This is a genomic window from Pseudomonas sp., from assembly GCF_050739775.1.
Lineage (GTDB): Bacteria > Pseudomonadota > Gammaproteobacteria > Pseudomonadales > Pseudomonadaceae > Aquipseudomonas.
The window spans coordinates 1-26,029 of sequence record NZ_JBOICA010000055.1 but is presented as its reverse complement, the minus strand read 5'-3'; the positions used below and the strand labels follow the sequence as shown (position 1 = coordinate 26,029).

The window sequence follows — 26,029 nt, the reverse complement described above, 5'->3', positions numbered from 1 at the left end:
TGTAGGCGCGAGGGTTATTGGTTCTTTGCCGCGTCAAGAAACGCCGGGCGTTCACCGCCTCCATGCACGGCGATGTCGGCGCCGCTGACATAGCGGGCCAGGGCCGAGGCCAGGTACAGGCAAGTGTCGCCGATGTCTTCGGGATCGGCCAGGCGTTGCAGGGGGATGGTTGCGGCGACCTGGGCCAGGTCGTTTTCGTCGCCGTAGTGCAGGGCCGCCTGTTCGGTGAGGATCAGCCCGGCGGTGACGGCATTGACTCGCACCTTGGGTGCCCATTCCACCGCCAGCGAGCGGCTCAGGTTGAGCAGCCCGGCCTTGGCCGCGCCATAGGCTGCGGTGCCTGGGGAGGGGCGAGTGGCGCTAACGCTGCAGATGTTGATGATGCTGCCGCCGTCTGTCTGTGCTTGCATGACCTGGTTGGCCAGTTGGCTCAGGTTAAGCGGTGCCAGCAGGTTGAGGCGGATGATCGATTCACTGAAGCGCGGCGAGGCGCTGGCCGCTTCGGCATAAGGCGCGCCACCGGCGTTGTTGATGAGCACGTCAAGGCGTCCGAAGCGCTTGACCACGGCCGCCATCAACTGCTGCGCCTGCTCGATGTCACGCAGGTCGCACGGCAGGAACAACGCCTCACGTCCGGCGCTGGCGGGCAGGGTTGTGGGGGCCTGGCGCCCGCAGATCACCACCTCGGCGCCGCATTCGAGAAAACGCCGGCTGATGCCGCGTCCCACCCCTTTGCCACCACCGGTGATCAGGACCACTTTGCCGCGAAAATCCATAGGGTTGTGCATGCCAGCCTCGTGTTAGCCACAGTAATGCTTCAGATGCTAGGCAGGCCGCGGGCAAGGGCCAACGTCCGAAGGGACTAGTAGTCCTGTCGGACGATGTTGCTCGCCAAGGCGCTCTGAATAATCCCGGGACAACAACAGGCCGGGAGGGCACCTCATGGGCGCATCAGCGCAAGGGCACGTGGTCACGCTGCCCGATGGTTTGCAGCTGCATTACCAGGACGTTGGCACGGGCGAGGCGGTGGTTTTCATCCACGGCAGCGGCCCAGGCGCCAGCGGGCACAGCAACTTCAAACAGAATTACCCGGTGTTCGCCGCAGCCGGGTATCGGGTGATCGTCCCGGACCTGCCCGGTTACGGCGGCTCCAGCAAGCCGCAGAGCACCTACAGCCTGGATTTTTTCGTCAACGCCCTGAGCGGCCTGCTCGATGCCCTGGATATCCAGCGCTGCGTACTGGTCGGTAACTCCCTGGGCGGGGCCGTCGCCATCAAGCTGGCGTTGGATCAGCCGCAGCGGGTCAGGCGCCTGGTGCTCATGGCCCCGGGCGGGCTGATGGAGAAAGAGCAGTACTACCTGCAGATGGAAGGCATCCAGAAAATGGCCGCCGCCTTCGCCAATGGCGAACTCAATGACGCTGCTGGCATGCGTCGCCTGCTCAGCCTGCAACTGTTCGACCCGTCGCTGATCAGCGATGAAACCGTGGCCGAGCGGGTGGCGGTGGTCAGTCAGCAACCGACCTGCGTGCTGTCGAGCATGCAGGTGCCGAACCTGGCGTCGCGTCTGGGCGAACTGCAATGCCCGATTCTCGGCTTCTGGGGTATGAACGACAAGTTCTGCCCAGCCTCCGGTGCGCAGACAATGCTCGCGGCCTGCAAGCGGATTCGCTTCGTGCTGTTGAGCGAGTGCGGTCACTGGGTAATGGTCGAGCACCGTGAGCTGTTCAACCGCGATTGCCTGGCGTTCCTGGCGGAGGACCGGGCATGAGCGAACAACTGCGTCGCCAGTATGGCGAAGAACTGTATCAGGCCTTGTGCAGCGGCAGCACTCTGCAGCCGTTGAGTGAGCGTTGGGAGCAGATCAGCATCGAGGATGCCTACCATATTTCGCTCTACAGCATCGAGCGCCGGGTGGCCGCAGGCGACCGGATCGTCGGTAAGAAGATCGGCGTCACCTCGGCGGCGGTGCAGCGCATGCTCAATGTGCATCAACCCGACTTCGGCTTTATTACCGAGCAGATGGCCTTTGCCGACGGCGCGCGGATTTCCCTGGGGCAAAACCGCCTGATCCAGCCACGCGCCGAAGGTGAGATCGCCTTCAAACTCAAGCATGACCTGATCGGTCCCGGCGTCACTGAGGCCGATGTGCTGGCAGCTACCGAGTACGTGATGGCATGTTTCGAGATCGTTGATTCGCGCATCCAGGACTGGCGCATCCGCATTCAGGACACTGTCGCCGACAACGCTTCCTGCGGGGTCTTCGTGCTCGGTGACAGCCGTGTCGATCCGCGTCAGCTCGATCTGCCCAACCTGCGCATGCAGGTGTTCAAGAATGGCGAACTGATCAGCGAAGGCCTGGGCTCGGCAGTGCAGGGTAATCCGCTGACCGCGGTGGCTTGGCTGGCGAACACCCTGGGGGCCTTCGGCATCCCGTTCAAGGCCGGGGAAATCATTCTTTCCGGCTCACTGGTACCGCTGGAGCCGGCGCAGGCCGGCGATCAGTTTTCCCTGACCATCGACGGCCTGGGCAGTGCCCGGGTGTCGTTCTGCGCGTAACGTGCGAGGTTGAAGCGAATGAGCAAGAAACTGAAAGCGGCCATAATCGGGCCGGGCAACATCGGCACTGACCTGCTGATGAAAATGTGCAGGTCCGAGTGGATCGAACCGGTGTGGATGGTCGGTGTCGACCCGCAGTCCGAAGGACTCAAGCGGGCCCGGGAGATGGGCGTCAAGACTACTGCGCAAGGTCTGGACGGGCTGCTGGCGCATGTCCTCGACGACGATATTCGCATCGCCTTCGACGCCACCTCGGCCTATGTGCATGCGCACAACAGCCGCAAGCTCAATGAGCTGGGGGTGATCATGGTCGACCTCACGCCGGCGGCCATCGGGCCGTTCTGCGTGCCGCCGGTCAACCTCAAGGAACACGCCGCCACGCTGGCGATGAACGTCAACATGGTCACCTGCGGTGGCCAGGCGACCATCCCGATGGTGGCGGCGGTGTCGCGCATCCAGTCGGTGGCCTATGGCGAGATCGTCGCCACGGTATCCTCGGGTTCCGTAGGCCCCGGCACCCGGCAGAACATCGACGAGTTCACCCGCACCACCGCGGGCGCCGTGGAGCAGATCGGTGGTGCCCGGCGCGGCAAGGCGATCATCGTCATCAACCCGGCCGAACCGCCGCTGATGATGCGCGACACCATTCACTGCCTGACCGATGAGGAGCCCGACCGCGAGGCCATCCGCGCTTCGGTGCTGAGCATGGTCAAGGAAGTGCAGCGCTATGTGCCCGGCTACAAGCTGATCAACGGGCCGATTTTCGAGGGGCGCAAGGTGTCGATCTTCATCGAGGTTGAAGGCCTGGGCGACTTCCTGCCCAAGTCCGCCGGCAACCTCGACATCATGACCGCCGCAGGTCTGCGTACTGCCGAAATGTTTGCCGAAGAAGCCCACAAGGGCACCCTGCAACTGCCCGTTCGTTGAGTGGAGAACTGCCATGAATCTGCAAGGTAAGAGCGTCCGTCTGCATGACATGAGCCTGCGCGACGGGATGCACGCCAAACGTCACCAGATCAGCCTGCAAGAGATGGTGGCGGTGGCCACCGGCCTGGATGCGGCCGGCGTGCCGCTGATCGAAGTCACCCACGGCGATGGCCTTGGCGGCGCCTCGCTGAACTACGGTTTGCCCGCCCACAGCGACGAAGAATATTTCTCGGCAGTGATCCCCAAGCTTAAACAGGCCAAGGTTTCCGCTTTGCTGCTGCCGGGGATCGGTACCCTTGATCATGTGCAAATGGCCCATGAGCACGGCGTCTCGACCATCCGTGTGGCGACCCATTGCACCGAAGCCGATGTCTCCGGCCAACACATCGGCATGGCGGCGAAGATGGGCCTGGATACCGTCGGTTTCCTGATGATGGCGCATAGGGTCAGCGCGGAAAAACTGCTCGAGCAGGCGCGGCTGATGGAAAGCTACGGCGCGAATTGTATCTACTGCACCGACTCGGCCGGGTACATGCTGCCCGCTGAGGTCAGTGACAAGATCGGCGCCTTGCGTGCCGGCTTGAACAGCGCGACCGAAGTCGGCTTTCATGGCCACCATAACCTGGGCATGGCGATTGCCAACTCCCTGGCGGCCATCGAGGCCGGTGCCGTGCGGATCGACGGTTCGGTCGCAGGGCTCGGCGCGGGGGCCGGTAACACGCCGCTGGAAGTGTTCGTGGCGGTGCTCGAACGCATGGGCGTGAGCAGCGGCATCGACCTGTACCGGATCATGGACGTGGCCGAGGACCTGGTAGTGCCAATGATGGATCAACCGATCCGTCTCGACCGCGATGCGCTGACCCTGGGCTATGCCGGGGTCTACAGTTCGTTCCTGCTGTTTGCCAAGCGGGCCGAGCTGAAGTACGGCATTGCCGCCCGTGACTTGCTGGTGGAGCTGGGGCGGCGGGGTACCGTGGGCGGCCAGGAAGACATGATTGAAGACCTGGCGCTGACAATGTCACGGGCTCGCGGGGTGATGCCGACCTGAGTGTCCGCGCGGGTTTGTCCTGCGATCAGGCTTTTGATCGCGGGACAAGTCGGCGCCTGAGGATTCAGCGCCGGGCCAATTCCCCTATTGCCATGAACAACGCGGCAATGGCCCGGGCTTCATGCAGTTCGCCACAGGCCACCAGTTCGGGAATCTGTGCCAGCGGCACCTTGATGCATTCCAGCGGCTCGGGCTCGTCGCCATCCAGCGGACAGGGGCTCAGTTGCTCGGCCAGCACCACCCGATAGCGATGACATAAATGCCCGGGGGCCAAGGTCAGTTCGCCCAGTTCAGTTAACTGCGCCGCCTGCAGGCCGACTTCTTCGCTCAGCTCGCGTTGCGCCGCTTGCAGGTAACTCTCATTGCTTTCGGCGCCGCCCTTGGGCAAGCCGAGGATGGTCGCCTCCACACCTACTGCGTATTCGCGCACCATCAGTACATGCGCAGGATCCGCCAGTGCCACCAGCATTACCGAGCGGTAACCGGTACCGCGCAAACGCTCGTAAACGCGTTTCTGGCCGTTGCTGAATTGCAGGTGCAGGGCCTCGATCTGGAAATGGCTGCTCTGGGCAAGCAGTTCGGTCTTGAGAATGGTCGGACAGTTGCGCATGTGCAGGCCCACGCGGTGACGGAAGGTGGATACCTGCACTGTGCGCCGGCAACGCCGGGCCGCCATCGTCCGAGCGGACGAGGGCGGTTTGTTTCAGCCGAGGGTTGCCACGCTGCGCAGGATCAGGCGCACCAGCATGGTCTGGCGGGTCACCCCGGTCTTGGAAAAGGTCGAACGCAGGTGGGCACGGGAGGTGTTGCGGCTGATACCCAGTTCCTCCGAGGCTTCGTCCAGGGTCAGGCCGTTGGCCAGCAGCATGGCCAGTTGGGTTTCCGCCGGGGTGAAGTCGAACAGTGCGCGGACAATCTCCTGGGGGGCGGACGATTGCTGCTCCGGGTCGCTGATGAAGATCACTACGGTCGGGCACTGCTTGCCTTCGCTCCAGGCCGACAGTGGCACTGAGCGCACGATGATACCCAAGTCTGCGCGCCCGGAGGGCCGCTGCACGCGCATGGCCTCGACCACAGAAGGGTTACTGCTTTTCTGTGACAGCAGCGATTGTTTGACCAGGCGGCGAAACTCCTGGGTATCACGTGCGGTGCCGACCTGCAGCCCGTCATTGACCAGTTTGATGCCGTCTTTCTCTTGAATCAGACGATCGGCAACCTGGTTGGTCTGCAGCACCTTGCCGGTTTCATCGAGGATGATGGTGCCCACCGCCATCTGGTCGACGGCGCCGGCGTAGAGGTTGCGTTCGGTCTCGATGCGGTTGAGCTGCATGTGCAGTTTGATCGAGCGCTCCAGATGTGGGATGAAGCGCGCCAGGAGGGTTTTTTCCTGGTCGCCGAAGGCCTTGTCGTGGCGGCCGCGGCTGATGCGGATGCGGCACTGGGCGCCGTCGCAGGTATTGATGTCGGCACCGAGAATATGGAACACATCCACCGGCTCGAGGAAGTTTTTGTAGAACTCCGATTGCAACAGCTCGTCGTTGGACACATAGCCGGCAAGGGTGACGACTTCGCGGTTGGGCAGGTCGACGAAGGGATCAAGGGCGAAGAAGTGCTTGTTATAGGAGGCGGTGGCTTCGGTCGAAGTGCCGGTGGTGTTGACCATCAGGCCGTCGACGTTGACGCTGGGCGGTCGCAGGATGAAGGTGACGTACTTGCTGTGCAGCTGCAGGTTGAGTTGGTTGAGGAAGGTGACCCAGGGAATATTCTCCATGGGGCCCTGATAGAGATGACCGAGCAGGTCGCTGAACGACTCTAGAGTGAGGCACGGCTGCATAGGGAACCACCATTTTTATTATTAGCGTTGGCGATGGCGGAGATTAATCGCCGTCGACGACTGCGCGCAACGCTTTGTGCACGCAACCGGACAGGTGTAGGCAACGCCTGCCCGGCGCGGATACGGCAGACTCAGACGCGTTCGCCGCCGAGCACCACGAAATGCTTGCTGTCGTAGGTATCGGCGGGCAGCAAGGCGACGTTGGTATAGAACTGTTCGTACCAGCGACGCAGCTGGTACACCGGGCCATCGCCGTCACACAACAGCGGGTTGTCGACGCGGGTCTTGCTGTGCCAGATCGCCACGTCTTCGTAGAAGGCGGCCTGGGCCTGTTGCACATAGGCCTTGGCAATGGCCTGGTTCTGTTCCTCGCTCAGGCCAGGGATTTTTTTCACCAGCACACCGTAGCGCAGGGTGAAACTGTCGAGGTCGATCGGTACATGGCAGTTGAGCAGGATCGAGTGGATCGGCTGGCCGTTCATCGCCCCGGTCATCTCGGTGATCTGATAGGCCGGGCCGTAGTAGGTCGCCACCGTGCTCAGTTCGCTGTCACCGGACAGGCGCTCGCTGCGGGCACGCATGATCTGGGTGGCCAGGTGGCCTTCGAAGACGTTGCTGAATTCGGCCACGGGAGCGCCGTGAACCGTGCCGAAGTGGGCCATGTCGGCGATGTTGTCGATCAATTCGCGGCAGTTGGTGCCGATCTGCAGCTCGGCCACTTCCCAGCTGGCCCACTCGTCACTGAAGCAAACATCGATGTGCGGGATCGCTTGCTCGGCAATCGGCGGATTGCCTTCAGGGTCGTTCCAGACAAACAGCAGCTGGTTCTCTTCCATGATTGGCCAGCGCTTGACCTTGGCCCGCGGCGGAATGCGCTTGGCGTAAGGAATATCGTCGCACACGCCATCGGCGTTCCAGCGCCAGCCGTGGAACGGGCAGCGGATCGAATTGCCTTCGATGCAACCGGTGCTGAGATCGGCGCCCATGTGCGGGCAATAACCGTCGAGGATGTTCAGCTGGCCGTCTTCACCCTGGAACGCCACCAGGCGGGTACCGAACACGTCCAGGCGATGGGCCTTGCCGTCGCGGTATTGCGCGGCCAGGCCCAGGCAGTGCCAACCACGGGCGTAACGGTCCTCCAGCAGCTTTGCTTCGATGCGGTGCAGGGTGCTCATCTTATTGTTCTCCGGTGTATCACGGGGGTGTGCTTTGCGAGTGATTCTGCCGCCCCTGCACAGGCGGGCATCGTCTGAACGGACGATGGCCGTGCGCTTGCGGGCGGCTCTACTGGTGCAATCAAGCCAGCAGCGGGAGAACGCGATGAGCAATGAGCAGGGGCGGGTGGCGGTGATTACCGGCGCCGCCAGCGGTATTGGCCGTGGCCTGGCCGAGCATGCGGCGGGGCTGGGCATGCAGCTGGTGCTGGCCGATGTCGATGACCAGGGCTTGCAGGCGCTCTGCGCGCAGTTGCAAGGCCAGGGTGCGCAGGCGATCGCCCAGGTGACCGATGTCAGCGATGTGGGCCAGGTCGAACACCTGCGCGATGTCGCCCTGAAACACTTTGGCCGGGTCGACCTGCTGTTCAACAACGCCGGGGTGATGCAGACCGGCTACAGCTGGGAAATCACCCACGAGCAATGGCAGCGCATGCTCGCCATCAACCTGCAGGGTGTCATCAATGGCATCCGCAGTTTTGTCCCGCTGCTGCTGCAGCAAGGCCACCCGGCGAAGGTGATCAACACCGCATCGCTCGCCGGGCTGCTTAGCAGCCCGTTGATGGCGCCGTACAACGTCACCAAGCAGGCTGTCGTGGCGCTGTCGGAAACCCTGCATTTTGAGTTGAGCATGCTTGGCGCAGCGGTCTCGGTGTCGGTGCTCTGCCCGGGGCCGGTGGCCAGTGAAATCATGGCCTCGAACCAGGCTCGTGACGAGGCCGGCGAGTCGTTCAGCGCCTTGCTCGACGACAGCATCCGCCACGGCATGACGCCCCGTGCACTGGCCGCAGAAGTGTTTGCCGCTCTCGCTGAACAGCGCTTCTGGATCTTTCCTCATAAAGACTTCAAGCCCGCGCTGGAGCAGCGTGTGCGCGGCATCCTCGAGGAAACTAACCCGCAGTTCCAGATGTTCGATGTGCAAGGAGATACCCATGCCGCTGGATAAGCAGATCGCCGCTGTGCTCCAGCAGTTCAGTGCGCAACCCGAGCCCGATTACGATCAGCTTGACGTCTTGCAGTACCGCCAGTACGCCGACAACTTGATGCCGCCGATACCCGGCGCCGCTATGGCCGAGGTCTGCGACCTGCGGGTTGGCGGCGCCGCCGGTGAGCTGGATGCCCGTCTGTACCGGCCGCTGGACCAGGACAACCTGCCGCTGCTGGTGTTCTTCCATGGCGGCGGTTTTGTCATTGGCACCCTCGATACCCATGACAACCTTTGCCGCACCCTGGCCAGGGAGACCGGGGCGGTGGTGGTTTCGGTCGCTTATCGGCTGGCACCGCAGGCATGCTTTCCGGCGGCGCCGCTCGACTGCTATGCGGCCACTTGCTGGCTGGTCGAGCATGCCAGCCGCCTGGGCGTCGATGGCAGCCGGCTGGCGCTGGCCGGTGATAGCGCCGGGGGCAACCTGGCGATTGCCGTGAGCCGTTTGGCCGCACAGCGCCAAGGGCCGCAGATCCGGCATCAGTGCCTGTTCTACCCGGTCACCAATGGCCGCTGCGACAGCCCGTCTTACCAGTCCTACGCCGAAGGCTACTTGCTATCGCGGGCGATGATGGCCTGGTTCTGGAAGACTTACCTGCAAAGCCCGGCACAGGTCGACGATCCACTGGCCTCGCCACTGCTCGCAGTGTCTCTCGCCGGGTTGCCGGCCACCACCCTGGTCACTGCCGAATACGACCCGCTACGGGATGAAGGGGAGGCCTTTGCCGAGCGCTTGCGGGCGGCTGGAGTGGCTACCCGGATCGAGCGCTGTGAGGGCATGGTGCATGGTTTTATCAGCATGGCGCCGTTTGTCGAGCGCGCTGCCACGGCCCTGGCCGGCGCCGCTGCCGACCTGCGGCGGGCGCTCGCTTGAACGGCGCCTGCAGCAATAGTTAAACCGGATTACTCCCAATTTCCGTGATAACCATGTTCTTCCTGTTTCTATCTCTCGTTGTGTTCCGGCGAAGTCAGCAACAGTGCGCCCACGGTTTGCAAAAAAACGGTGGCACTGTGTAGGGCGGCCGACGGATTTTCCGTTGCGCGAGCATCTGGTTGGTTTTCCCGGTCAGTGGCAGAGAACGCCATTGGGTTTTCCCGATAACGGGCCATGACGCGGGTAACATAGGCTCGGGTTTCGGGGTAAGGTGGTATTTGTCGGCCATACTTTTTTACCGCGCCTTCTCCGGCATTGTAGGCGGCGATGGACAGTTCCAGATTGTGATCGAAATGATCGAGCAGCCATTTCAGGTACGCCGCGCCGGCCCGCAGGTTGTTGGGTGCGCTGCTCAGGTCGGTGTAGCCAAATCGCCTGCCTGTGAGGGGCATGACTTGCATCAAGCCGACCGCGCCTTTGATTGAAATAGCGTCCTGTTGATACCGGGACTCCACGTGGATCACGGCGTGCAGCAGTCGCGGGTCGAGGTGGTGCTCCCGGGCCACGCTGTCGATGAGTGGATCATAGGAGGAGGTGGTCCGGGATGGCGCTACGAAGGCCGGAGGATGTGAGGGGGGCGGTGTGTCGGCAGACGGTGCAGGAGGGATGTATGTTTCGAGGTCGCCTCGGGTCCAGGTCAGGGGCGCGTACAACCCGGCGCTTTGTGCGAAGGCAGAAGCGCCTGAGCCATAGGCCAGAAGCAGGCCAAGGCAGGCCATTAACGTTCGCCGCCGGCTCACGGTGCTTCCTGCTCGTAGTCCAGCTTCATGGCGATTCGCAGAATATGCGCCACCGGTTCGAACAGCTCGGGGGGAATGTAGCGGCCCACGTCACACTGGGCAGCCAGGGCGCGGGCGGTAGCGATGTTCTCGACCACCGGGATCCCCGCCTTTTCGGCGAGGGCGAGGATGTTCAGTGCCACATGGTCGTGACCGATTTCGATCACCCGTGGCAACGGAGTTTCACCGGCTTCGAAGTACAGGCAGACCGCAATGTGGGTTGGGTTGCGCACCACCGCTGTGGATTTGGCGACATTCGCCGCCAGGCTGCCGCTTTGCACTTCCCGGTGCGCTTCTTTGCGTTTTTGTTTCATTTGCGGATCGCCTTCCGCGTTCTTGTACTCCTGCTTGATGTCCTCCAGCGACATCATCAATTGCTGGTTGGTGTTGTAGCGCTGAAAGGCGAAATCGGCGATGCCCACCATTACGTAGAACCCGATCAGCACCGCCCACATCCAGTACAGCAACTGTGTGCTGACCTCCAGGCCGCACGCTACACTGCACAGGGGCAGGAATTGGATGGATGGCGCGTACTGTCGGATCAGGTAGAAAAATATCAGTGACAGAATTCCGACTTTGGCAATGGATTTGCCGAATTCGAACAGGCTGTGCATGGAAAACATCTGCTTGGCGTTGGCCAGCGGGTTGAGTTTTTCTAGGGAGGGATTGATCGCCTCGGGCGCGAGCAACGGTCCGGTCTGGGCGATGCTGGCAACCAGCGTCGTGATGATCAGCATGGCGGCGATACCTCCCGCCACCCGTACAACAATTGCCGCGAACAACTCGCCCAACTGTTTGAGCGCCGAGGCCAGGTCGAGGTTGATGGCGTTGATCGTGGTGTCGAGCAGGGTCGTGAAACTGTCGAGCAGGTAGCCGCCTTCGAACATGAAATAGCCGAGCATAATCGCCAGTTGCACACCGCTGGTAACCTCTGTGCTTTTGGCGACTTGGCCCTTGGCGCGTGCTTCGCGAATTTTTTTCGCCGTGGGTTTCTCGGTTTTTTCGCTCATCGCAGGTGGTCCATTAACGTGAGTACGTGTTGCACCCATTGGGTGCTCTGTCCAAGGGGGGCTTTGAACGCGAAGTCCAGGCTCATGACCAGCATTAGTAGGGCGAAGGCGCTTTTGATCGGCATCGACAGAAAAAACACGTTCAGTTGCTGGGCCGAGCGGTTGACCAGCCCAAGGGCCATATCCACCAGAAGAATGGCGACAATCGCCGGCATCGAGAAACGCAGGCATAACTCATAGGCCAGTTGCCACTGCCGGGACAGGAACGCCAGAAAACCGGGGCCGAAATGAAAGACCTCGCCGGGGGGCAAAACGCTGTAGGAGTGATAGATCCCCGCGATCAACTGGTTGAAACCACCGGTCACTAGAGAGTGTCGTCACGAGATGCGCAGCCAAAGTGCTAGGCAGCGTATCTGCGCGGCAGCCAGAAATGAAGACAGGTTCTTGGCATAGCGCGTGGCGACGCCGCGCCATTGCTTGATATATAAAAAAGCGTTTTTGACCAGATGGCGATGACGGTACAGGTGCTTGTCATGGCCACGAGGTGCCTTGCGGTTCTTGCGTGACGGAATCTGCACGTGCATACCTTGGCGCCGGGCCTGTTCGACAATGGCATCGCTGTCGTAGCCTTTGTCGGCGATCAGGTGCTCTGCCGTCATGCCTTTGAGCAGGCTTGCAGCTTCTGTGCAATCCGCTCGGGAACCTTGCGTAGCAAGAACTCGGAGCGGCATACCATGCGCATCCACGGCCAAATGTATCTTGGTGTTGAGCCCCCTTTTGTGAGGCTCATCCCCTGATTCCCCCCTCGCGCCCCGGCGGCGTGTGGGTGAACCTTGCAGTGGCTGGCATCGATCATCAGCCACTCGTAGTCCGGCTCGTTAATCAACCGCTCCAACAATGCCTCCCACACGCCTTTGTCGCGCCAGCGACAGAAGCGCCGGTGGGTGTTCTTCCAATCGCCGTAATCCGGCGGTAGATCGCGCCAGGGCGCGCCGGTACGCAAAATCCAGAATACCGCGTTGACGAAGCGGCGATTGTCCTGCGCTACACCTCCCCACTGCCCGGCTTGTCCTGGCAGGTGCGCTTCCAGCGCAGCCCAGTCCTTGTCTGAAATGTCGTGGCGTCGATGGGCTTTGGTCATTCAATGGCAATCGTGGTTTAGGGCGTAGCAATTAAATCATACCTCGTGACGACACGCTCTAGCACTGGCGCTGGTATAGACCACTGATTTCAATAGAGATACCTCTGACTTTAACTTTCTACGATGAGTTGAACTCGACCGCTGCCACCCACTTCGTAATTGATACGCCCTGAAAATAACTGGAGACAATATTTGACGCCAGAAAAGCGGCGATCTAATATCGCGCCACTATTTCGCCATCATCTTTCTTCGAGGGATCGAACATGTACCCACCCGCCCTCGTGGCGAGGTTGTGCCTGGCTTTGCTGTGCCTTTCTCCACTGAATTCTGCTTACGCCGCTCCCACCCCCGGTGACACCGACCTGATCCGCGAACGCCAGGACCGCTTGCTCGACGAGCAGCGCCGGCGTCTCGAAGAACTCAAGGACTTGCCCGGCAAGCCAGTCCAGCCGACGCCACCGCCAGCCCCAGCCGATACCCGTTGTTTCCCGATCAAGGACATCGAACTCAAGGGCGCCGACAGTCTCTCGGCCAGTGAGAAAAATCGCCTGCTCAAGCCCTACATCGGTCAGTGCCTGGGTGTGACGCAACTCAATGAACTGCTCAAGGTCATCACCGACCACTACATCGAGAAAGGCCTGGTCACCAGTCGCGCCTACCTGCCGCAGCAGGATTTGTCCGGCGGGCATTTAAAGGTGCTGGTGGTCGAGGGGCGGCTTGAAGGCATGAAGGGCGCGCCGGACAGCCAGTTGTCCGAGCGCGAACTGGCCATGGCGTTTCCCGGCAAGACCGGTGAGCTGGTCAACCTGCGCGAGATCGAACAACTGGTCGATCAGCTCAATCGCCTGCCCTCGAACCAGGCCAAGATGGAATTGGCCCCCGGCAAGAACGTCGGCGGCAGCGAGGTGCTGGTCACCAACAGCCCGCAGAAACCCTGGCGGGTCGGGTTGTCGCGCAACAATGACGGCCAGCGCAGCACCGGTGAGCAGCAGTGAGGTACGACGTTTGACTGGGACAGCCCGTTGGGCCTGGCCGATCAGTTGATGTTGCGCGGCGGTCACGATGCGATGAGCGATCACCAACACACCTCCAACAACGCGCTGCTCTATTACAACCTGCCGTGGGGCTGGTGGAACTTCAGTTACACCTACAACCAGAGCGAGTACCGCTCGCAGATCGCTGCCAACGGGTACAACTTCAAGCAAACCGGCGATAGCCAGAACCATCAATTGCGCGCCGAGCGGGTGATCCACCGCGATGCCGTGAGCAAGACCTCGCTCAACGCCGGGCTCTCCCATCTGCGCACCAACAACTTCATCGAAGACAGCAAGCTCAAATTGAGCAGCAACCGCATCAGCGAGTTGCAGTACGGCATCAACCATGGACGTCGGGTGAGCAGCGCGTTCGTCAACCTCGATCTCGGCCTGCAGCAAGGCATCGGTGCGTTCGACGCCCAGGACAATGATCATCCGGGGCCGGGCGAGCCGAACGCGCGCTACCGCAAGTACACCGCCACGGCGAGCTACCTGCAGCCGTTCAAGCTGTGGGGCGAATCCTTCAGCTTCACCAGCCTGATGACCGGCCAGCGCAGTGAAGACGTGCTGTTCAGTCCGCAACGCACCAGCCTTGGCGGGCAGTCGTCGATCCGCGGTTACAAGGATCAATCGTTGGCCGGCGACAGCGGCGGCTACTGGCGCAACGACCTGCGCTGGAGCCGTCAGGTGATGCTCGAGTGGTTGCGCCCGCTGTTCGCCGAATACGGCACCGGCCTGGGTTACGACCAGGGCGTGATTCGCGGCGATCGCTACAACGGCGATCAGCACGGGAGGATGTCGAGCAACTCGCTGGAGTTGTTTGCCCGGGGTCAGCACCTGGCCGCCAGCGTGACCTTTGCCCACTCCCTGGAACGCCCGGACACCCTGACCGAGCGTGAAGCGCCGATCTATTTCCGCGTGGATTTCTTCCTCTAATATCGCTGTATCGAGACCCCTGACATGGACGCCCGCCACTACGCCTTCCTCACCCGCCAGCCCTCCGCCGTGGTGAACCCCGCGAGCGTTTCTGGGGCATGCCCAAGCGCGGGTTGGCGTTCCTGTTGGCCAACGTCATGTTCTGGCAACCGATCTGGGCCCAGGCCGACGGTATCGTGGTGGCCAACCCCGGCACCAGTCTCGGTCAGGCGGGCAATGGCGTGCCGATCGTCAACATCGCCACGCCCAACGGCAGCGGCCTGTCGCACAATCAGTTCGTCGATTACAACGTCGGCAATCAGGGCGTGATCCTTAACAACGTCGCCAACCAGACCGGTGCCACGCAACTGGGCGGGATCATCATCGGCAACCCGCACCTGAAAAACAGCGGTTCGGCGCAAACCATCCTCAACGAAGTGGTCGGCGGCAGCCCGAGTCAGCTGCGCGGTTACACCGAAGTGGCGGGGCAGTCGGCGCGGGTCATCGTTGCCAACCCGTATGGCATCAGTTGCAACGGCTGCGGCTTTATCAACACCCCACGCGTGACGCTGACTACCGGTAAACCGGTGCTGGATGGCGCGGGCCGACTGGATCGTTTTCAGGTCGATCAGGGCAGCGTCTCCATCGACGGCGCCGGGCTGGATGCCAGCCAGGTCGACCGCTTCGAAATCATCACCCGCAGCGCGAAAATCAACGCCGAGATCCAGGCGAACAACCTGACGATTATCGCCGGTCGCAATGACGTCAAGGGCGACAGCCTCAACGCCACCGCTCGTGCGAATGACGGCAGTGCCAAGCCAGAACTGGCCATCGACTCCTCGGCCCTGGGCGGCATGTACGCCGGGGCGATCAAACTGGTGGGCACCGAGGCCGGGGTTGGGGTGAAACTGGCGGGTAACCTGGCCGCCAGCGGCGGGGATATCCAGATTGACGCCAATGGGCATCTGAGCCTGGCCAAAGCCACAGCCAGCAACGTCGTGGACATCAAGGCCAAAAGTCTTGACGCCCAGGGACCGGTTTACGCCGGTACGCAATTGTCGGTGCAAACCGCAGAGGATCTGGTCAACCGTCAAAGTCTCACGGCCAAGGACACTGTGCGGCTAAGCAGCGGCGGAGTTTTAAACAACCTCGGCATCATCGAAGCTGGGGTCAATGCCGATAACAGTCGCAATACTGACGGTGACCTGATCCTCGACAGTCAAGCGCTGAGTAACAGCCGCAGCCTGCTGGCCAGCCGTTCCCTGAACGCGCAGGTCGCGGGTTCGCTGGACAACCAGAACGGCATCATTCAGGCACGCAGCGTCACATTAAATGCGGCCCGCTTGCTCAACCAGGGGCTCAATGCGCGGATCTTCGGTGAAGGCAGCCTGACGTTCAACGCTCCGGCGATCGTCAACCTCAACGGACTGATTCGCTTCGCCGACAATCAGGCTGCGTCTTTGACTCTCGACAGCCTGGATAACCGTCAGGGCCGTATCGAAGTCGCGGGTGGCAGCCTGACAGTCAAATCCCGGGAACTGAAAAACGACAGCGGCAAGTTGATTGCCGGACGGCTGGACCTCGACACCCGTCAGCTCGACAACGTCAATGGCTTGATTGCCGCCAGTCAGTCCGACGCGACAGTGGTTGCACGAGAGCGTCTGGACAACGGCAAAGGCAAGATTCAGGCGCAGACCGTGCTGAAGGTGTCCGGTGGCGAACTGCGTAGCCAGGGTGGAACGTTGGTCGCCGATGAAGTGACCATCAAGGCAGCCCGTCTGGATAACAGCCTGAAAGGCGTGATCAGTGCAGAGAAGGGTGCCCTCAAACTGACCGTCGACGAAGACTTCGACAACCACGGCGGCCAGGCGCAAGCCTCAACGCAACTGACCGTTGACGCCAAGAGCATCAACAACCGCAATGGCAGCCTGACGGGCAAGACCCTTGAGCTGACCAGCAACGGCAAACTCGACAACACTCAAGGCATCATTTCGTCAGAGGATACCCTTCTTGGCAGTGAAGATCTGGACAACACCAAGGGGCTGATTCAGGGCACGACAAATCTCAAGCTCACTGGCCGCGATCTGATCAATGTCGAGGGCCAACTGCTCGGCGGCAATCTGCAGGCGACACTCGACAGCCTTTCCGGGAACACCAAAGGCACCTTGAGCGCCGAGTCCGGCAAGCTCACGCTGATCGTTACACAACACCTGAACAATGCGCTGGGCCGCTTGCAAGCGACCCACGGAGATGTCGATGTTCAGGCGGCGAGCATGGACAACCAGGAAGGCGTCGTGGCCGGTCAGCAATTGCTGCTGGTCACTCCGGGTGGGCACATCGATAACCGCGGTGGGCGGATCATGGGCGATCGCCTGGAACTGCAGGCAGGCAGCCTCGACAACAGCGATGGCGGCCTGCTGGCGGCGGGTGTTGACGGCACACGGTTGATTCTTGAGCAGACTGGCCCCGGACAGTCGGCGTTGCTCAACAACAAGGGACGGATTCAAAGTGAAGCCGGGTTGCACATCGAAAGCGATGCCGTCGACAACAGCGGGGGTGTCCTGCTCGCTAAAACCATCGATGTCAGCGCAAAACAACTGACCAACAATGACAAGGGCGCCATTGTCAGTACCGATGGCACCGTCGAACTGAGAATCGCCGGTGTTTTCAGCAACGTCACCGGTGTGGTCGATGCCGGCGAACAGCGCTTGTTGCTCGAACAGCTTACTGAACTCGATAACCGCGGTGGCACACTGCGTGGCAAACGTCTGGACATCAACAGCACAGCCATCGATAACCGCAGCGAAGGCCAGATCGTCGCGGGTAGCGATGGTCTGAAAATTGTCAGTACGAGCCTGAAGAACCAGCAGGGCGTCATGCTCGCCAATGCCGGCCACGCCGAACTGGCGCTGGGGCAGGGCAGTCTGCAGAACCAGGGTGGCATCCTCCAGGCCGACAGTCTGAACATCACGGCGGCCGACCTTGACAACAGTGCCCTCGACGGCAAGGCGGGGCTGATTTCAAGCCTGCTGGGTGACCTGGAACTGGTGGTCACCCGCCTGACCAACCACGCGGGCAAACTGTTTGCCAAAGGCGCGGTTACGTTCGACGGTTCCAGTCTCGACAACATCGGCGGCGAAATCAGCGGTACGCGACTGGGGCTTGAAGCCGTCAGCCAGATTCTTAATCAGGGTGGCCTGATCGAGTCGGCCACCGGCCTGAAACTTCTCAGCGGCCAGTTGAACAACAGCGCGGGCGGTCAGGTTCGGGCTCTGGGCGGCGAATCCAGTCTGATCAAGTTGACCGGTAATCTGAACAACCAGAACGGCGTCATCGAAATTGGCAGTCGGGACCTGACCCTTGGCGGTACCCAGCTCAATAACCTTGGTGGCAGCGTTCGGCACGCGGCACTCGGGGTGTTCGACCTCGACCTCAGCAGTCTGTACGGCAGTCAGGGCAGCCTCACCGGGCTGGGCAGCGGGATCTGGGATATCGGTTCGGTCAGCGGTGTGGGCACTTGGCAACTCAACGGCGGCCTGACCTACACCAGCGCACAAGCCCTTGCTCTCAACGCCGGTGAGCGTATCGCCAGCGCGTCGGCACTGAGCTTGAATGTCGCCGGTCTGACCAACGCGGGCGAACTGTTGAGCGACGCCGGGTTGTCGTTTGTCTTGGGTACAAACCTGATCAACAGTGGGCGGATTTCGGCCAAGCAAAAACTGACCATCAGCGCCGGCGACCTGATCCAGTATGACGGGCGAATTGTCAGTGGCGGCGACACGGAGCTGAACCTGCGCGGCACACTGGACAACCTCGGTCGGCTGATCGCCACGCAAAATCTTTCGGTGACGGCGGCGCGGATCGACAACAAAGGCACCCTCGGCGCCCAAGGCAAGGTTACATTCAACGCGACCAATGGCATCAGTAACGGCGCGGATACGCTGCTGTTCAGCGGCGGTGCAATGGAGCTGCATGGCAACAGCCTGAGCAACTACTACGGTGATATCTACAGTCGCGGCAATCTGAGCTTCAGCGCTTTGAATGGCGGCCGAGCGGCCTACTTGAGCAACCTGTCGGCCACCATCGAGAGTGAAGGCGACATCGATATCAACGTCGCGTCGCTGGATAACGCCAAAGCCGAATTCGAACTCACCTCCGGGCAGTCGTCCGGCAGCCTGAGTTGGGTGTGCGGTCAACATTGCGGTGGTGGCGATGGCTGGAAGCGCGGTGCGATCACCATCATCACCCAGTTCAACGACACCGTGCTCAAAGACTCTCGCGCCGCACGCTTCGTGGCCGGGAATAACTTCAGTGTTCACGCCAATCAGGTGCAAAACCGCTACAGCCTGATGGCCGCCAACGGTAACCTCGACCTCACTGCCGACAGTCTGATCAACCAGGGGGCGGCGTCTCGCTCCGGCCAGCGGGTGGTGGAAATCGGTACGCCCGGCCGCATCGACAACAGCCTCTGGGATCAGATGGAGTTCATCGATGTCCCGGCTTTCAACGCAGCGACAGCAGCAGGCAACTTCGACGAGGCGCGTTTCCAGGAGTTGAGCGCTCGTTCCAGCGACGCGCGATTCAGTGTGCTGAGCGACGTCACCACCTGGAACGAAAACGGCAACACCACTTATGCCGCCGTGTTGCAAGCCGGTGGCAATGTCAGACTGAACGTCACCAACAGCATCCAGAACGGCACGCTGTACGACAATACCTACAGCCAACTGACCGGTGCGCTGGATAACGATCAGACCGCCTCGGTAGGCGGCATCAACATCAACCTCGGCAAACGCAGCACCGATGCCAGCGCTCAAGTACCTAAAGCTGTCACGCGCATCGAGCGGGTGGATGCCGACGGTGTGAAGCAAATCAGCTTCATCCCGGTCGATTTCAGTGGCGTTCCCTTTGCAGCGGTTGACCCGACAGCGTCCTCGACCTTCCGCCTGCCCCAGGGTCAGTACGGCCTGTTCGTGCAGACCCGCAATCCGCAAAGTCGCTACCTGATCGAAACCAATCCCGAGCTCACCCAGCCGGCGCTGTTCATGAGCTCCGACTACCTGCTGGGCCAGCTCAATTTCGATGCCGATGAGGCTGCGCGCCGACTCGGTGACGGCCGCTATGAATCCCGTCTGATCAGCGATGCGGTATTGGCTCAAACCGGCCAGCGTTTCCTCGCCGACGGTCTGAATGACGACAGCGAGCAATTCCGTTACCTGATGGATAACGCGCTGGCCAGCAAAAACCAGCTGAACCTGTCGGTGGGCGTGAGCCTGACATCGGCGCAGGTCGCGGCGCTGACCCACGACATCGTGTGGATGGAAGAGCGCATCGTCGACGGCGAGAAAGTGCTGGTGCCGGTGCTGTATCTGGCTCAGGCCGAATCGCGCAACGTGCGCGGCGGCAGCCTGATCCAGGGCCGCGACCTGACCCTGATCGCCGGCAACGACCTGGTCAACGTCGGCACCTTGCGCGGCACGAACGACCTGTCCGCCGATGTCAAAGGCAGCCTCTATCAGGGCGGCCTGGTCGAAGCCAACGAGCGGCTGAGCCTCATGGCCACGGACAGCATCCGCAACGCCCTGGCCGGCGAAATTCGCGGTAATCAGGTCAGCCTCAGCACCCTCAAGGGCGACATCGTCAACGACCGCACCGCCGTCGCCGTGGCGGCAGGCACCGGCATGCGTACCCTGGTGGACAGCGGCGCCGGCATCAGTGCCCGCGACACGCTGAGCATCAGCTCCGCCCGCGACCTGACCAACGCCTCGGCCATCAGCAGCGGCGGCGACGCCAGCCTGAGTGCCGGCCGCGACCTCAACCTGCTGGCCACGCGCAACGAAAGCGAAATCCACGAACTGGCCGATGGCGGCCATCGTTCCACCATCACCACCACCGTGGAAAACCTCGCGTCCAGTGTCACCAGCGGCGGCAACCTGAGCCTCGCCGCCGGCCGCGACATCAACGTCATCGCCAGCACCGCCAAGGCCGAAGGCAATCTCAGCGTCGACGCTGAACGCGACCTCACCCTGGCCTCGGCCGGCGACGAACACAACGTCGAAACCCGCAGCAAGGACGGCAAGAAACGCATCCACGAAGAAGACAACCACACCGTGCAGAAGGCCGCCGAGTTCAGCGCCGGTGGCAACGTGGTCACTGCTTCCGGCCGCGACACCACGCTGGTGGCTAGCAAGATCAGCGCGGGGAATGAAGCCTATGTGTACGCGGGCAACGACCTCAACCTGCTGGCCGCGCAGAACAGCGATTACACGCTGTACGACATGCAGGAAAAGGGCGGCTTCGGGGCGAAGAAAACCCAACGCGACGAAGTCACCCAGATCACCCACGTCGGCAGCGAGATCAAGAGCGGTGGCGACCTGACGCTGGTCAGCGAGGGCGATCAGCGCTATCAGGTGGCGAAGCTGGAGAGTGGCAAGGACATCACGCTGGACAGTGGTGGGAGCATTACGTTTGAGGCGGTGAAGGACCTGCATCAGGAGAGCCACGAGAAGAGCAGTAACAGCCTTGCGTGGACCAGTGCGGAGGGTAAAGGTAATACCGATGAGACCTTGCGTCAAAGTCAGCTTGTGGCTCAGGGCGAGATCGCCATACGGGCCGTCGATGGCCTGAACATCGACATCAAACAGATCGATCAGAAGTCCGTGAGCCAGACCATCGATGCCATGGTGCAGGCCGATCCGCAATTGGCATGGCTCAAGGAAGTCGAAGCACGGGGCGATGTGGACTGGCGCCGTGTTCAAGAGATTCATGAGAGCTTCAAGTACAGCCACTCGGGGCTGGGCCAAGGAGCGATGCTTGCGATCATAATCATCGTGACCGCACTGACCGCCGGTGCGGCGAGCGCAGCAATAGGAAGTGCAGCTAATGCTGCTTCAGGGACTGCCATGGCTGCTGCGGGTACTTCTGCTGCCGGCACAGCGGTTGCGGCTGGATGGGGCAATGTGGCACTCACCGCCATGGTCACTTCAGCGGCCAGCGGGGCGGCCATCAGTACGATCAACAACCGAGGAAATCTTGGCGCTGTCGTCAAGGACGTCACTTCCAGCGATAGTTTTAAAGGTTATGTGATCGCAGGCGTCAGTGGGGGGATCGCTGGGCAAAACATCGCTGTTCGCCTAGCTGTTAACTCCGCTCTAAGTACCGTTGCCAATGGTGGGAAATTCAAAGACAACCTGAGTCAAGCCGCAGTCGGGCTAGTCGCGGAAATGATGGCCGGGGCGATTTACGATCAAGTTGGAACCAGCCTTCTAGGCAGCGGCTTGCCGACCAAGGTGGCGGTTCACGCCATCGTGGGAGGATTGATTGGCGAAGCCGCGGGAGGCGACTTCGTTACGTCCGCGATGGCTGCCGGGGCCAACAAAGCTTTGATCGAGATGGTCGGGGATAAAATTTTCCCGGGTGTCGCTCATGAGCAAGTGCTGGCGATGACTTCCCAGCTCCTGGGCATGACCGTTGCTGCTGCGGCTGGCGGTAGTGACAAGGATCAGCAGGTCGCGGGTTGGGTGGCGCAGCAGGCCACGGTCAATAACTATCTACGACACAAGGAGGTTGAAGGCTTAATTGACGAGGCGAAAAGCTGTGTCGCAAACGACAACTGTGCCGAGGTCAGGAACAAATACGCGGATTTGAATGACGCTAATGAAAAGCGGTTCGCGGCGTTTTGTCTGGACAACCCTTCTGGATGTAAAGCGGCGGAATTCCAGGAGTTTGTGGAGAGCTACAACAAGACGCATGAGCAGATTTCTCAAGCACGCGCATCCGATATTCCGCTAGAGATGAAAAATGTGCTGGCGACTGTTCAAATGATGAACGCGAACGCCAAGATCCGATTGATTCAAATGGGGATTTCTCTTGGCCTGACGCAGGCCGGCAGCGATTTGGCTGGGCAGGCTGGTGTGAATGTTGAGCCCGAAACCGTAGGTTTTATTGCCAAGTGGTCGGCTATACTCCTGGGGGCTGGGAAGGCTACGGGTCCAAAAGGGGAGGTGAAGCTAGCTAGTGTTGAGGTCGATGTGGCCAAAGCTAGTAAAGGTACACCCGAATACAAAATCTTGAATGAGCCACCACCAAATAGCCAAGTCAAGCTAAGCAACGGCACTGAGTTCAAGACCAATTCGAGCGGTTACGTTGATGAACTTACATTCACTCCATCGCTTGAAAAAGGAGTTCGTGATGCGCGCCAAACGGCAGCTGGCAAGGAAGGGCTACCAACGGACGTTGGGGGGCACATCCAAGGTTGCCAGTTTGGCGGAACCTGTGATCGATTCAATATTTTTCCACAGGGCAGAAATTTTAATAATTCTGCCTACAAACGCTGGGAGATGGGAATCAAGAGCGCATTGAATAGTGGCGACCAGGTTGGCTCAGTAACAGTACGCTTTTCTAGGGCTAACCCTGCATCAGCACGACCGGATTCACTGGTGATTGACTATTCAATCAATGGAGAGAAAATGCGTAAATCGTTCAGGAATGAGGCAGGGCAATGAGTATTGAGCAACAGGTAGAAGCCCTAAATGCACTTACGCAAATCATGCATGATTCTGCTTGTGGGCAGTATGAGGAGATGCGTTGTGAGTTTGAGTATGAAGATTACGACGGAGGATGGTCCGTAAGCTCCAAATACTCGTTCGTTCGAAATGGTTTGTCTGTGAGCGATCTTTTAGATGATCCTGAAGATAGAGCTTCCGATTTTGTGCATGAATTACACAGACTGATGAAGTCTCACACGGGTGGAGATTGGAAAAAATTTGTACTTTCTATAGATCCTAGCGGTAAAGCGAATACTAAATTCATTTATTAATTAGCTCTAAACGCGACAGGTGCAAAAGAAACCGCAACAATATCAGGTGAGGCAGCAAGTGTTAATGCTCAAGCTGCTTTGAGGGCAAAATTTTCAGGGTTGCAGAAGGCACAACAGACAGCAGCTATCACGAAGACGCTCCCTGATGGACGAATTCGTTATTACACACAGGAAGTGCCTGCTCGTACCGAAGGCACTACTCGTGGTGCTTCGTTTGCCACGGAGTACAATCCTGCGACTGGTTCCACTAGGCAGTGGATGGAAAGCTATGATCATTCAGGAAATGTCATACGAGTTCACCCTAAAGCATTAATGGGCAGCCAGTTAGTGCGCAGCACTATCCTCCTACAGGTGCAGAATTGGAGAGCTGGAAATAATGTACTCACAAGCTGATCTTGCTATGGATCTAGAAAGAACACTGGCTAGAGGTTTCGATGTCTTTAGAATTTCTAAAGTGGCATTTGAAATTTATCAAGACCATGGGTTAGAAATTACTGCGCCCATGGATCGAGCCCTTCTCACATTGATGGCAATGGAGGAGGGCGAGGAATTTGAGTTAACTGAGTCAGAGTTTTTGGCTCTGATTTCAGAGATTAAAGCTATGTAGATGGTGCAAAAGGTTTTGGCAAAGTTGAAGGCACCTATTCGGCGGTTAAGCCAGGGCCATTGACCGATAATATTGCTGAAACCTTCTCTGGTGGACGGTACTCCGTTGTTACCCTTGAGAAGGATACTGTTCTGTACCGTGCAGGGACTACCGACAAACCACTTGGGCAGTTTTTCAGCAGTGAGCCGCCAACTGGGGTAATACAGACGAGGATCGACAAGGCAGTTCTACCGGAGTGGCCAGGGGGAGCAAAATCACCCATAGATACGGTTTTTGAGATAAAAATACCAGCCGGTACCAAGGTGTACGTTGGTGAGGTTGGATCCCAAGGTGGGTTCTATGTTGGTGGATCGCAGCAAATTGTGGTCCAGAAGCCTTGGTTGGTTGACGGAGTTCAAGTGATTAACTCGAGTCCATTGAAATGAAAAATCTCAATGATGTTGAAGTAATTCTGGCACGAATGATTGAGCTGCTTCGTGTTGGAGCGTTTGATGATTGGGCGGTAGCACTTGAAAAAATCAAGAAGGGTTTTGAGGTGGATCCGAAATACTCATCGCTAAAATTGTTGTCAATGTACGGGGGGATGGGATCTCTGAATGATGTTGTGCTCTATAGAGATGGCCAACCACTAGTTCTAGAAAATAATGAATTAGATAGCTTAAGAACTCAGCTTTATGAGCTTTGTAAAAAAATAGCGTAATGGTCAAAAAGGCGCGCGCGCTCCCGTAGTCAATCCGACACCAGCGCAAGTGGCTACTGCTGAGAAGTTGGGTGTTGATCCTAGGTGGGTAAAATCTGACGGAAGCCCCGATTGGCCAACGAAAGCAAATAATGGTTTCGATGGCGGATTCGATGGGCCGCCGAAGGTTACTGAGCTTCAACCAGGGCAGACTAGTGTCCTGAGCGGTTAATTCAAAAATCTATTTTTAATCGCACCCAGCTTTGCTTTATGCACCGAGCTGATGATGGTTTCAGCGGTTTTGTTCCACTTGAACGGCTTGGCTGAGTGCTCATTGTGGGCCTCGATGAATTGACGAATGCCCGTTTTCAACTCCGCGACGCTGGTAAAAACACCCCGGTACAGGGCTCGCCGCTCCAGTTGCGCGAACCAGCCTTCCACGGCGTTCAGCCAGGAGGCGCTGGTCGGCGTGAAGTGCAGCTTGAAGCGGGGATGCTTCTCCAACCACTGCTGGATCACGAGAGTCTTGTGAGTCGAGCTGTTGTCCAGGATCACATGCAGATCCAGTTCGGCCGGTGTGCTGCGGTCGATCTGTTGCAGGAAAGCCAAAAACTCCTTGGCTCGATGACGCTGGGTAATCCGCCCGATCACCTTGCCCGTCAAAATGTCAAAAGCCGCGTACAGACTCGCCGCTCCGTGGCGTTTGTAATCGTGGGTTCGACGCTCGATCTGCCCCGGACGTAGCGGCAGCATCGGCTGGGTGCGATCCAGTGCTTGGATCTGGGTTTTTTCGTCAACCGACAGCACCAGCGCGTTATCTGGCGGGTTCAGGTAGAGCCCGACCACATCGACCACCTTGTCGGCAAAGAGAGGATCGTTACTGATTTTGAACGTCTTCAGCCGGTGCGGCTTGAGATCGGAAGCCGCCCAGACTTGTCGAACCTGCCACGTGCTGACCTGCGCATATTTGGCCATCAGGCGAACACTCCAGTGTGTTGCCTCCTGAGGGACACGTTGAGTTGTTAACGTCAGAATGTCGTTGAATTTGGCAGCACTGAGCTTGCGCGGCTGGCCGCTACGCGGCAAATCATGTAACCCCTCAAGCCCTGCCTCCTGATAGCGCTTGCGCCATTTAAAGATCACGGATGCCGATACGTGCATCCGCTCAGCGACGGCATTGGGTGTGAGCCCATCCGCCAAGAGAAGCAATATCCGGGCGCGTTGTGCGAGGTTCTGCGCCAATGACCCCATCCGCAACCAGCTTTGCAGGGTGACGAGGTCGGCAGGCGTTAAAGCAAAGGGAGCAGCGGGACGGGCCATTTGTGCAATCAGTCCATGACGTTGGGTCATCACTTTACCGTTGCTTCGATGGATAGTCGAACTAACCGCTCAGGACGCTAGTGTTCTGTCTCAGATAAAACTTTCTCTACGGGCGTACCCGCCATGACCTCTCGGGCACGCTGGATCTTGCGCAAAATGTCTTCACCTTTCGCGCTCCAGACGTACCGGCAGGGCTGAGCGTTGTGCAGCGCTAAAAACGTGGTAATGG

Annotated in this window: 18 protein-coding genes and 3 pseudogenes; 11 read left to right on the top strand and 10 right to left on the bottom strand. The window is 59.7% G+C overall.

The genetic code is table 11. The annotated features are described in order from the left end of the window. Positions 1–14 precede the first annotated feature (14 nt). Complete coding sequence (locus ACRESH_RS22070) at positions 15–788, bottom strand: SDR family oxidoreductase (RefSeq protein ID WP_431743969.1); 774 nt, start codon at positions 786–788, stop codon at positions 15–17. Between the two features lie 154 nt (positions 789–942). On the opposite strand from ACRESH_RS22070, the gene ACRESH_RS22065 reads away from it, so the two are divergent. From ACRESH_RS22065 to dmpG, 4 genes are read left to right on the top strand one after another with little or no spacing between them, the layout of a single operon-like run. Then, on the top strand, positions 943–1,770 hold the full coding sequence (locus ACRESH_RS22065) for an alpha/beta fold hydrolase (RefSeq protein WP_431743968.1): 828 nt from the start codon (positions 943–945) through the stop codon (positions 1,768–1,770). Next, positions 1,767–2,558 (top strand): fumarylacetoacetate hydrolase family protein, encoded by a 792-nt coding sequence (locus ACRESH_RS22060; protein ID WP_431743967.1) that lies wholly within the window; start codon positions 1,767–1,769, stop codon positions 2,556–2,558. Before ACRESH_RS22065 ends, ACRESH_RS22060 begins: the two co-directional genes overlap by 4 nt. 18 nt (positions 2,559–2,576) lie before the next feature. Further along, positions 2,577–3,485 (top strand): acetaldehyde dehydrogenase (acetylating), encoded by a 909-nt coding sequence (locus ACRESH_RS22055; RefSeq protein WP_431743966.1) that lies wholly within the window; start codon positions 2,577–2,579, stop codon positions 3,483–3,485. 13 nt (positions 3,486–3,498) lie between these two features. Then, on the top strand, positions 3,499–4,533 hold the full coding sequence (gene dmpG, locus ACRESH_RS22050) for a 4-hydroxy-2-oxovalerate aldolase (RefSeq protein ID WP_431743965.1): 1,035 nt from the start codon (positions 3,499–3,501) through the stop codon (positions 4,531–4,533). Positions 4,534–4,597: 64 nt separating this feature from the next. On the opposite strand, the gene nudE is transcribed toward dmpG, so the two are convergent. The 3 genes from nudE to ACRESH_RS22035 form a co-directional block, all read right to left on the bottom strand. Continuing rightward, positions 4,598–5,182, bottom strand: a complete 585-nt coding sequence (nudE, locus tag ACRESH_RS22045; RefSeq protein ID WP_431743964.1) for an ADP compounds hydrolase NudE — start codon at positions 5,180–5,182, stop codon at positions 4,598–4,600. A 54-nt stretch (positions 5,183–5,236) separates the two neighbouring features. Further along, a complete protein-coding gene (locus tag ACRESH_RS22040) occupies positions 5,237–6,367 on the bottom strand; it encodes a helix-turn-helix transcriptional regulator (RefSeq protein WP_431743963.1) in 1,131 nt (376 codons plus the stop codon). Between the two features lie 131 nt (positions 6,368–6,498). After that, complete coding sequence (locus ACRESH_RS22035) at positions 6,499–7,542, bottom strand: Rieske 2Fe-2S domain-containing protein (protein ID WP_431743962.1); 1,044 nt, start codon at positions 7,540–7,542, stop codon at positions 6,499–6,501. Between the two features lie 145 nt (positions 7,543–7,687). On the opposite strand from ACRESH_RS22035, the gene ACRESH_RS22030 reads away from it, so the two are divergent. Then, positions 7,688–8,527 carry an SDR family NAD(P)-dependent oxidoreductase gene (locus ACRESH_RS22030; protein WP_431743961.1) on the top strand — a complete coding sequence of 280 codons (840 nt, stop codon included), beginning with the start codon at positions 7,688–7,690 and terminating at the stop codon, positions 8,525–8,527. After that, the gene (locus ACRESH_RS22025) at positions 8,514–9,440 is read left to right on the top strand and encodes an alpha/beta hydrolase (RefSeq protein WP_431743960.1); all 927 of its coding nucleotides are present in this window, start codon (positions 8,514–8,516) and stop codon (positions 9,438–9,440) included. Before ACRESH_RS22030 ends, ACRESH_RS22025 begins: the two co-directional genes overlap by 14 nt. 68 nt (positions 9,441–9,508) lie before the next feature. On the opposite strand, the gene ACRESH_RS22020 is transcribed toward ACRESH_RS22025, so the two are convergent. The 4 genes and pseudogenes from ACRESH_RS22020 to ACRESH_RS22005 all read right to left on the bottom strand — a co-directional run bounded on the left by ACRESH_RS22020 (position 9,509) and on the right by ACRESH_RS22005 (position 12,430). Further along, positions 9,509–10,219, bottom strand: coding sequence for a lytic transglycosylase domain-containing protein (locus tag ACRESH_RS22020; protein WP_431743959.1), 711 nt, complete (start codon positions 10,217–10,219; stop codon positions 9,509–9,511). Positions 10,220–10,236: 17 nt separating this feature from the next. Next, positions 10,237–11,289 (bottom strand): EscU/YscU/HrcU family type III secretion system export apparatus switch protein, encoded by a 1,053-nt coding sequence (locus tag ACRESH_RS22015; protein WP_431743958.1) that lies wholly within the window; start codon positions 11,287–11,289, stop codon positions 10,237–10,239. Beyond that, positions 11,286–11,654 (bottom strand): EscT/YscT/HrcT family type III secretion system export apparatus protein, encoded by a 369-nt coding sequence (locus ACRESH_RS22010; protein ID WP_431743957.1) that lies wholly within the window; start codon positions 11,652–11,654, stop codon positions 11,286–11,288. Before ACRESH_RS22010 ends, ACRESH_RS22015 begins: the two co-directional genes overlap by 4 nt. A gap of 12 nt (positions 11,655–11,666) precedes the next feature. Further along, a pseudogene (locus ACRESH_RS22005) lies at positions 11,667–12,430 on the bottom strand (IS5 family transposase). A gap of 263 nt (positions 12,431–12,693) precedes the next feature. On the opposite strand from ACRESH_RS22005, the pseudogene ACRESH_RS22000 reads away from it, so the two are divergent. From ACRESH_RS22000 to ACRESH_RS21980, 5 genes and pseudogenes are all read left to right on the top strand, one after another. Then, positions 12,694–14,400 (top strand): annotated as a pseudogene (locus ACRESH_RS22000) (ShlB/FhaC/HecB family hemolysin secretion/activation protein). Positions 14,401–14,498: 98 nt separating this feature from the next. Beyond that, complete coding sequence (locus ACRESH_RS21995; protein ID WP_431743956.1) at positions 14,499–22,880, top strand: filamentous hemagglutinin N-terminal domain-containing protein; 8,382 nt, start codon at positions 14,499–14,501, stop codon at positions 22,878–22,880. Then, positions 22,877–23,194, top strand: a complete 318-nt coding sequence (locus tag ACRESH_RS21990; RefSeq protein ID WP_431743955.1) for a hypothetical protein — start codon at positions 22,877–22,879, stop codon at positions 23,192–23,194. The genes ACRESH_RS21995 and ACRESH_RS21990 overlap by 4 nt, the downstream gene beginning before the upstream one ends. A 376-nt stretch (positions 23,195–23,570) precedes the next feature. Next, the gene (locus ACRESH_RS21985; RefSeq protein ID WP_052964929.1) at positions 23,571–23,801 is read left to right on the top strand and encodes a hypothetical protein; all 231 of its coding nucleotides are present in this window, start codon (positions 23,571–23,573) and stop codon (positions 23,799–23,801) included. A gap of 421 nt (positions 23,802–24,222) precedes the next feature. Beyond that, on the top strand, positions 24,223–24,501 hold the full coding sequence (locus ACRESH_RS21980; RefSeq protein ID WP_431743954.1) for a DUF6966 domain-containing protein: 279 nt from the start codon (positions 24,223–24,225) through the stop codon (positions 24,499–24,501). A gap of 207 nt (positions 24,502–24,708) precedes the next feature. Here the strand turns inward: ACRESH_RS21980 and ACRESH_RS21975 are convergent, their stop codons facing one another. Both ACRESH_RS21975 and ACRESH_RS21970 read right to left on the bottom strand, forming a co-directional pair. Then, positions 24,709–25,800, bottom strand: a complete 1,092-nt coding sequence (locus ACRESH_RS21975) for an IS630 family transposase (protein WP_431743977.1) — start codon at positions 25,798–25,800, stop codon at positions 24,709–24,711. Between the two features lie 77 nt (positions 25,801–25,877). Then, positions 25,878–26,029 (bottom strand): annotated as a pseudogene (locus tag ACRESH_RS21970) (IS630 family transposase); the annotation flags it as partial.

Coding starts and splice junctions, on each gene's coding strand:
- ACRESH_RS22070 (WP_431743969.1), bottom strand. CDS start 788: ATGCACAACCCTATGGATTTTCGCGGCAAAGTGGTCCTGATCACCGGT.
- ACRESH_RS22065 (WP_431743968.1), top strand. CDS start 943: ATGGGCGCATCAGCGCAAGGGCACGTGGTCACGCTGCCCGATGGTTTG.
- ACRESH_RS22060 (WP_431743967.1), top strand. CDS start 1,767: ATGAGCGAACAACTGCGTCGCCAGTATGGCGAAGAACTGTATCAGGCC.
- ACRESH_RS22055 (WP_431743966.1), top strand. CDS start 2,577: ATGAGCAAGAAACTGAAAGCGGCCATAATCGGGCCGGGCAACATCGGC.
- dmpG (WP_431743965.1), top strand. CDS start 3,499: ATGAATCTGCAAGGTAAGAGCGTCCGTCTGCATGACATGAGCCTGCGC.
- ACRESH_RS22040 (WP_431743963.1), bottom strand. CDS start 6,367: ATGCAGCCGTGCCTCACTCTAGAGTCGTTCAGCGACCTGCTCGGTCAT.
- ACRESH_RS22035 (WP_431743962.1), bottom strand. CDS start 7,542: ATGAGCACCCTGCACCGCATCGAAGCAAAGCTGCTGGAGGACCGTTAC.
- ACRESH_RS22030 (WP_431743961.1), top strand. CDS start 7,688: ATGAGCAATGAGCAGGGGCGGGTGGCGGTGATTACCGGCGCCGCCAGC.
- ACRESH_RS22025 (WP_431743960.1), top strand. CDS start 8,514: ATGCCGCTGGATAAGCAGATCGCCGCTGTGCTCCAGCAGTTCAGTGCG.
- ACRESH_RS22020 (WP_431743959.1), bottom strand. CDS start 10,219: ATGGCCTGCCTTGGCCTGCTTCTGGCCTATGGCTCAGGCGCTTCTGCC.
- ACRESH_RS22015 (WP_431743958.1), bottom strand. CDS start 11,289: ATGAGCGAAAAAACCGAGAAACCCACGGCGAAAAAAATTCGCGAAGCA.
- ACRESH_RS21995 (WP_431743956.1), top strand. CDS start 14,499: ATGCCCAAGCGCGGGTTGGCGTTCCTGTTGGCCAACGTCATGTTCTGG.
- ACRESH_RS21990 (WP_431743955.1), top strand. CDS start 22,877: ATGAGTATTGAGCAACAGGTAGAAGCCCTAAATGCACTTACGCAAATC.
- ACRESH_RS21985 (WP_052964929.1), top strand. CDS start 23,571: ATGTACTCACAAGCTGATCTTGCTATGGATCTAGAAAGAACACTGGCT.
- ACRESH_RS21980 (WP_431743954.1), top strand. CDS start 24,223: ATGAAAAATCTCAATGATGTTGAAGTAATTCTGGCACGAATGATTGAG.
- ACRESH_RS21975 (WP_431743977.1), bottom strand. CDS start 25,800: ATGGCCCGTCCCGCTGCTCCCTTTGCTTTAACGCCTGCCGACCTCGTC.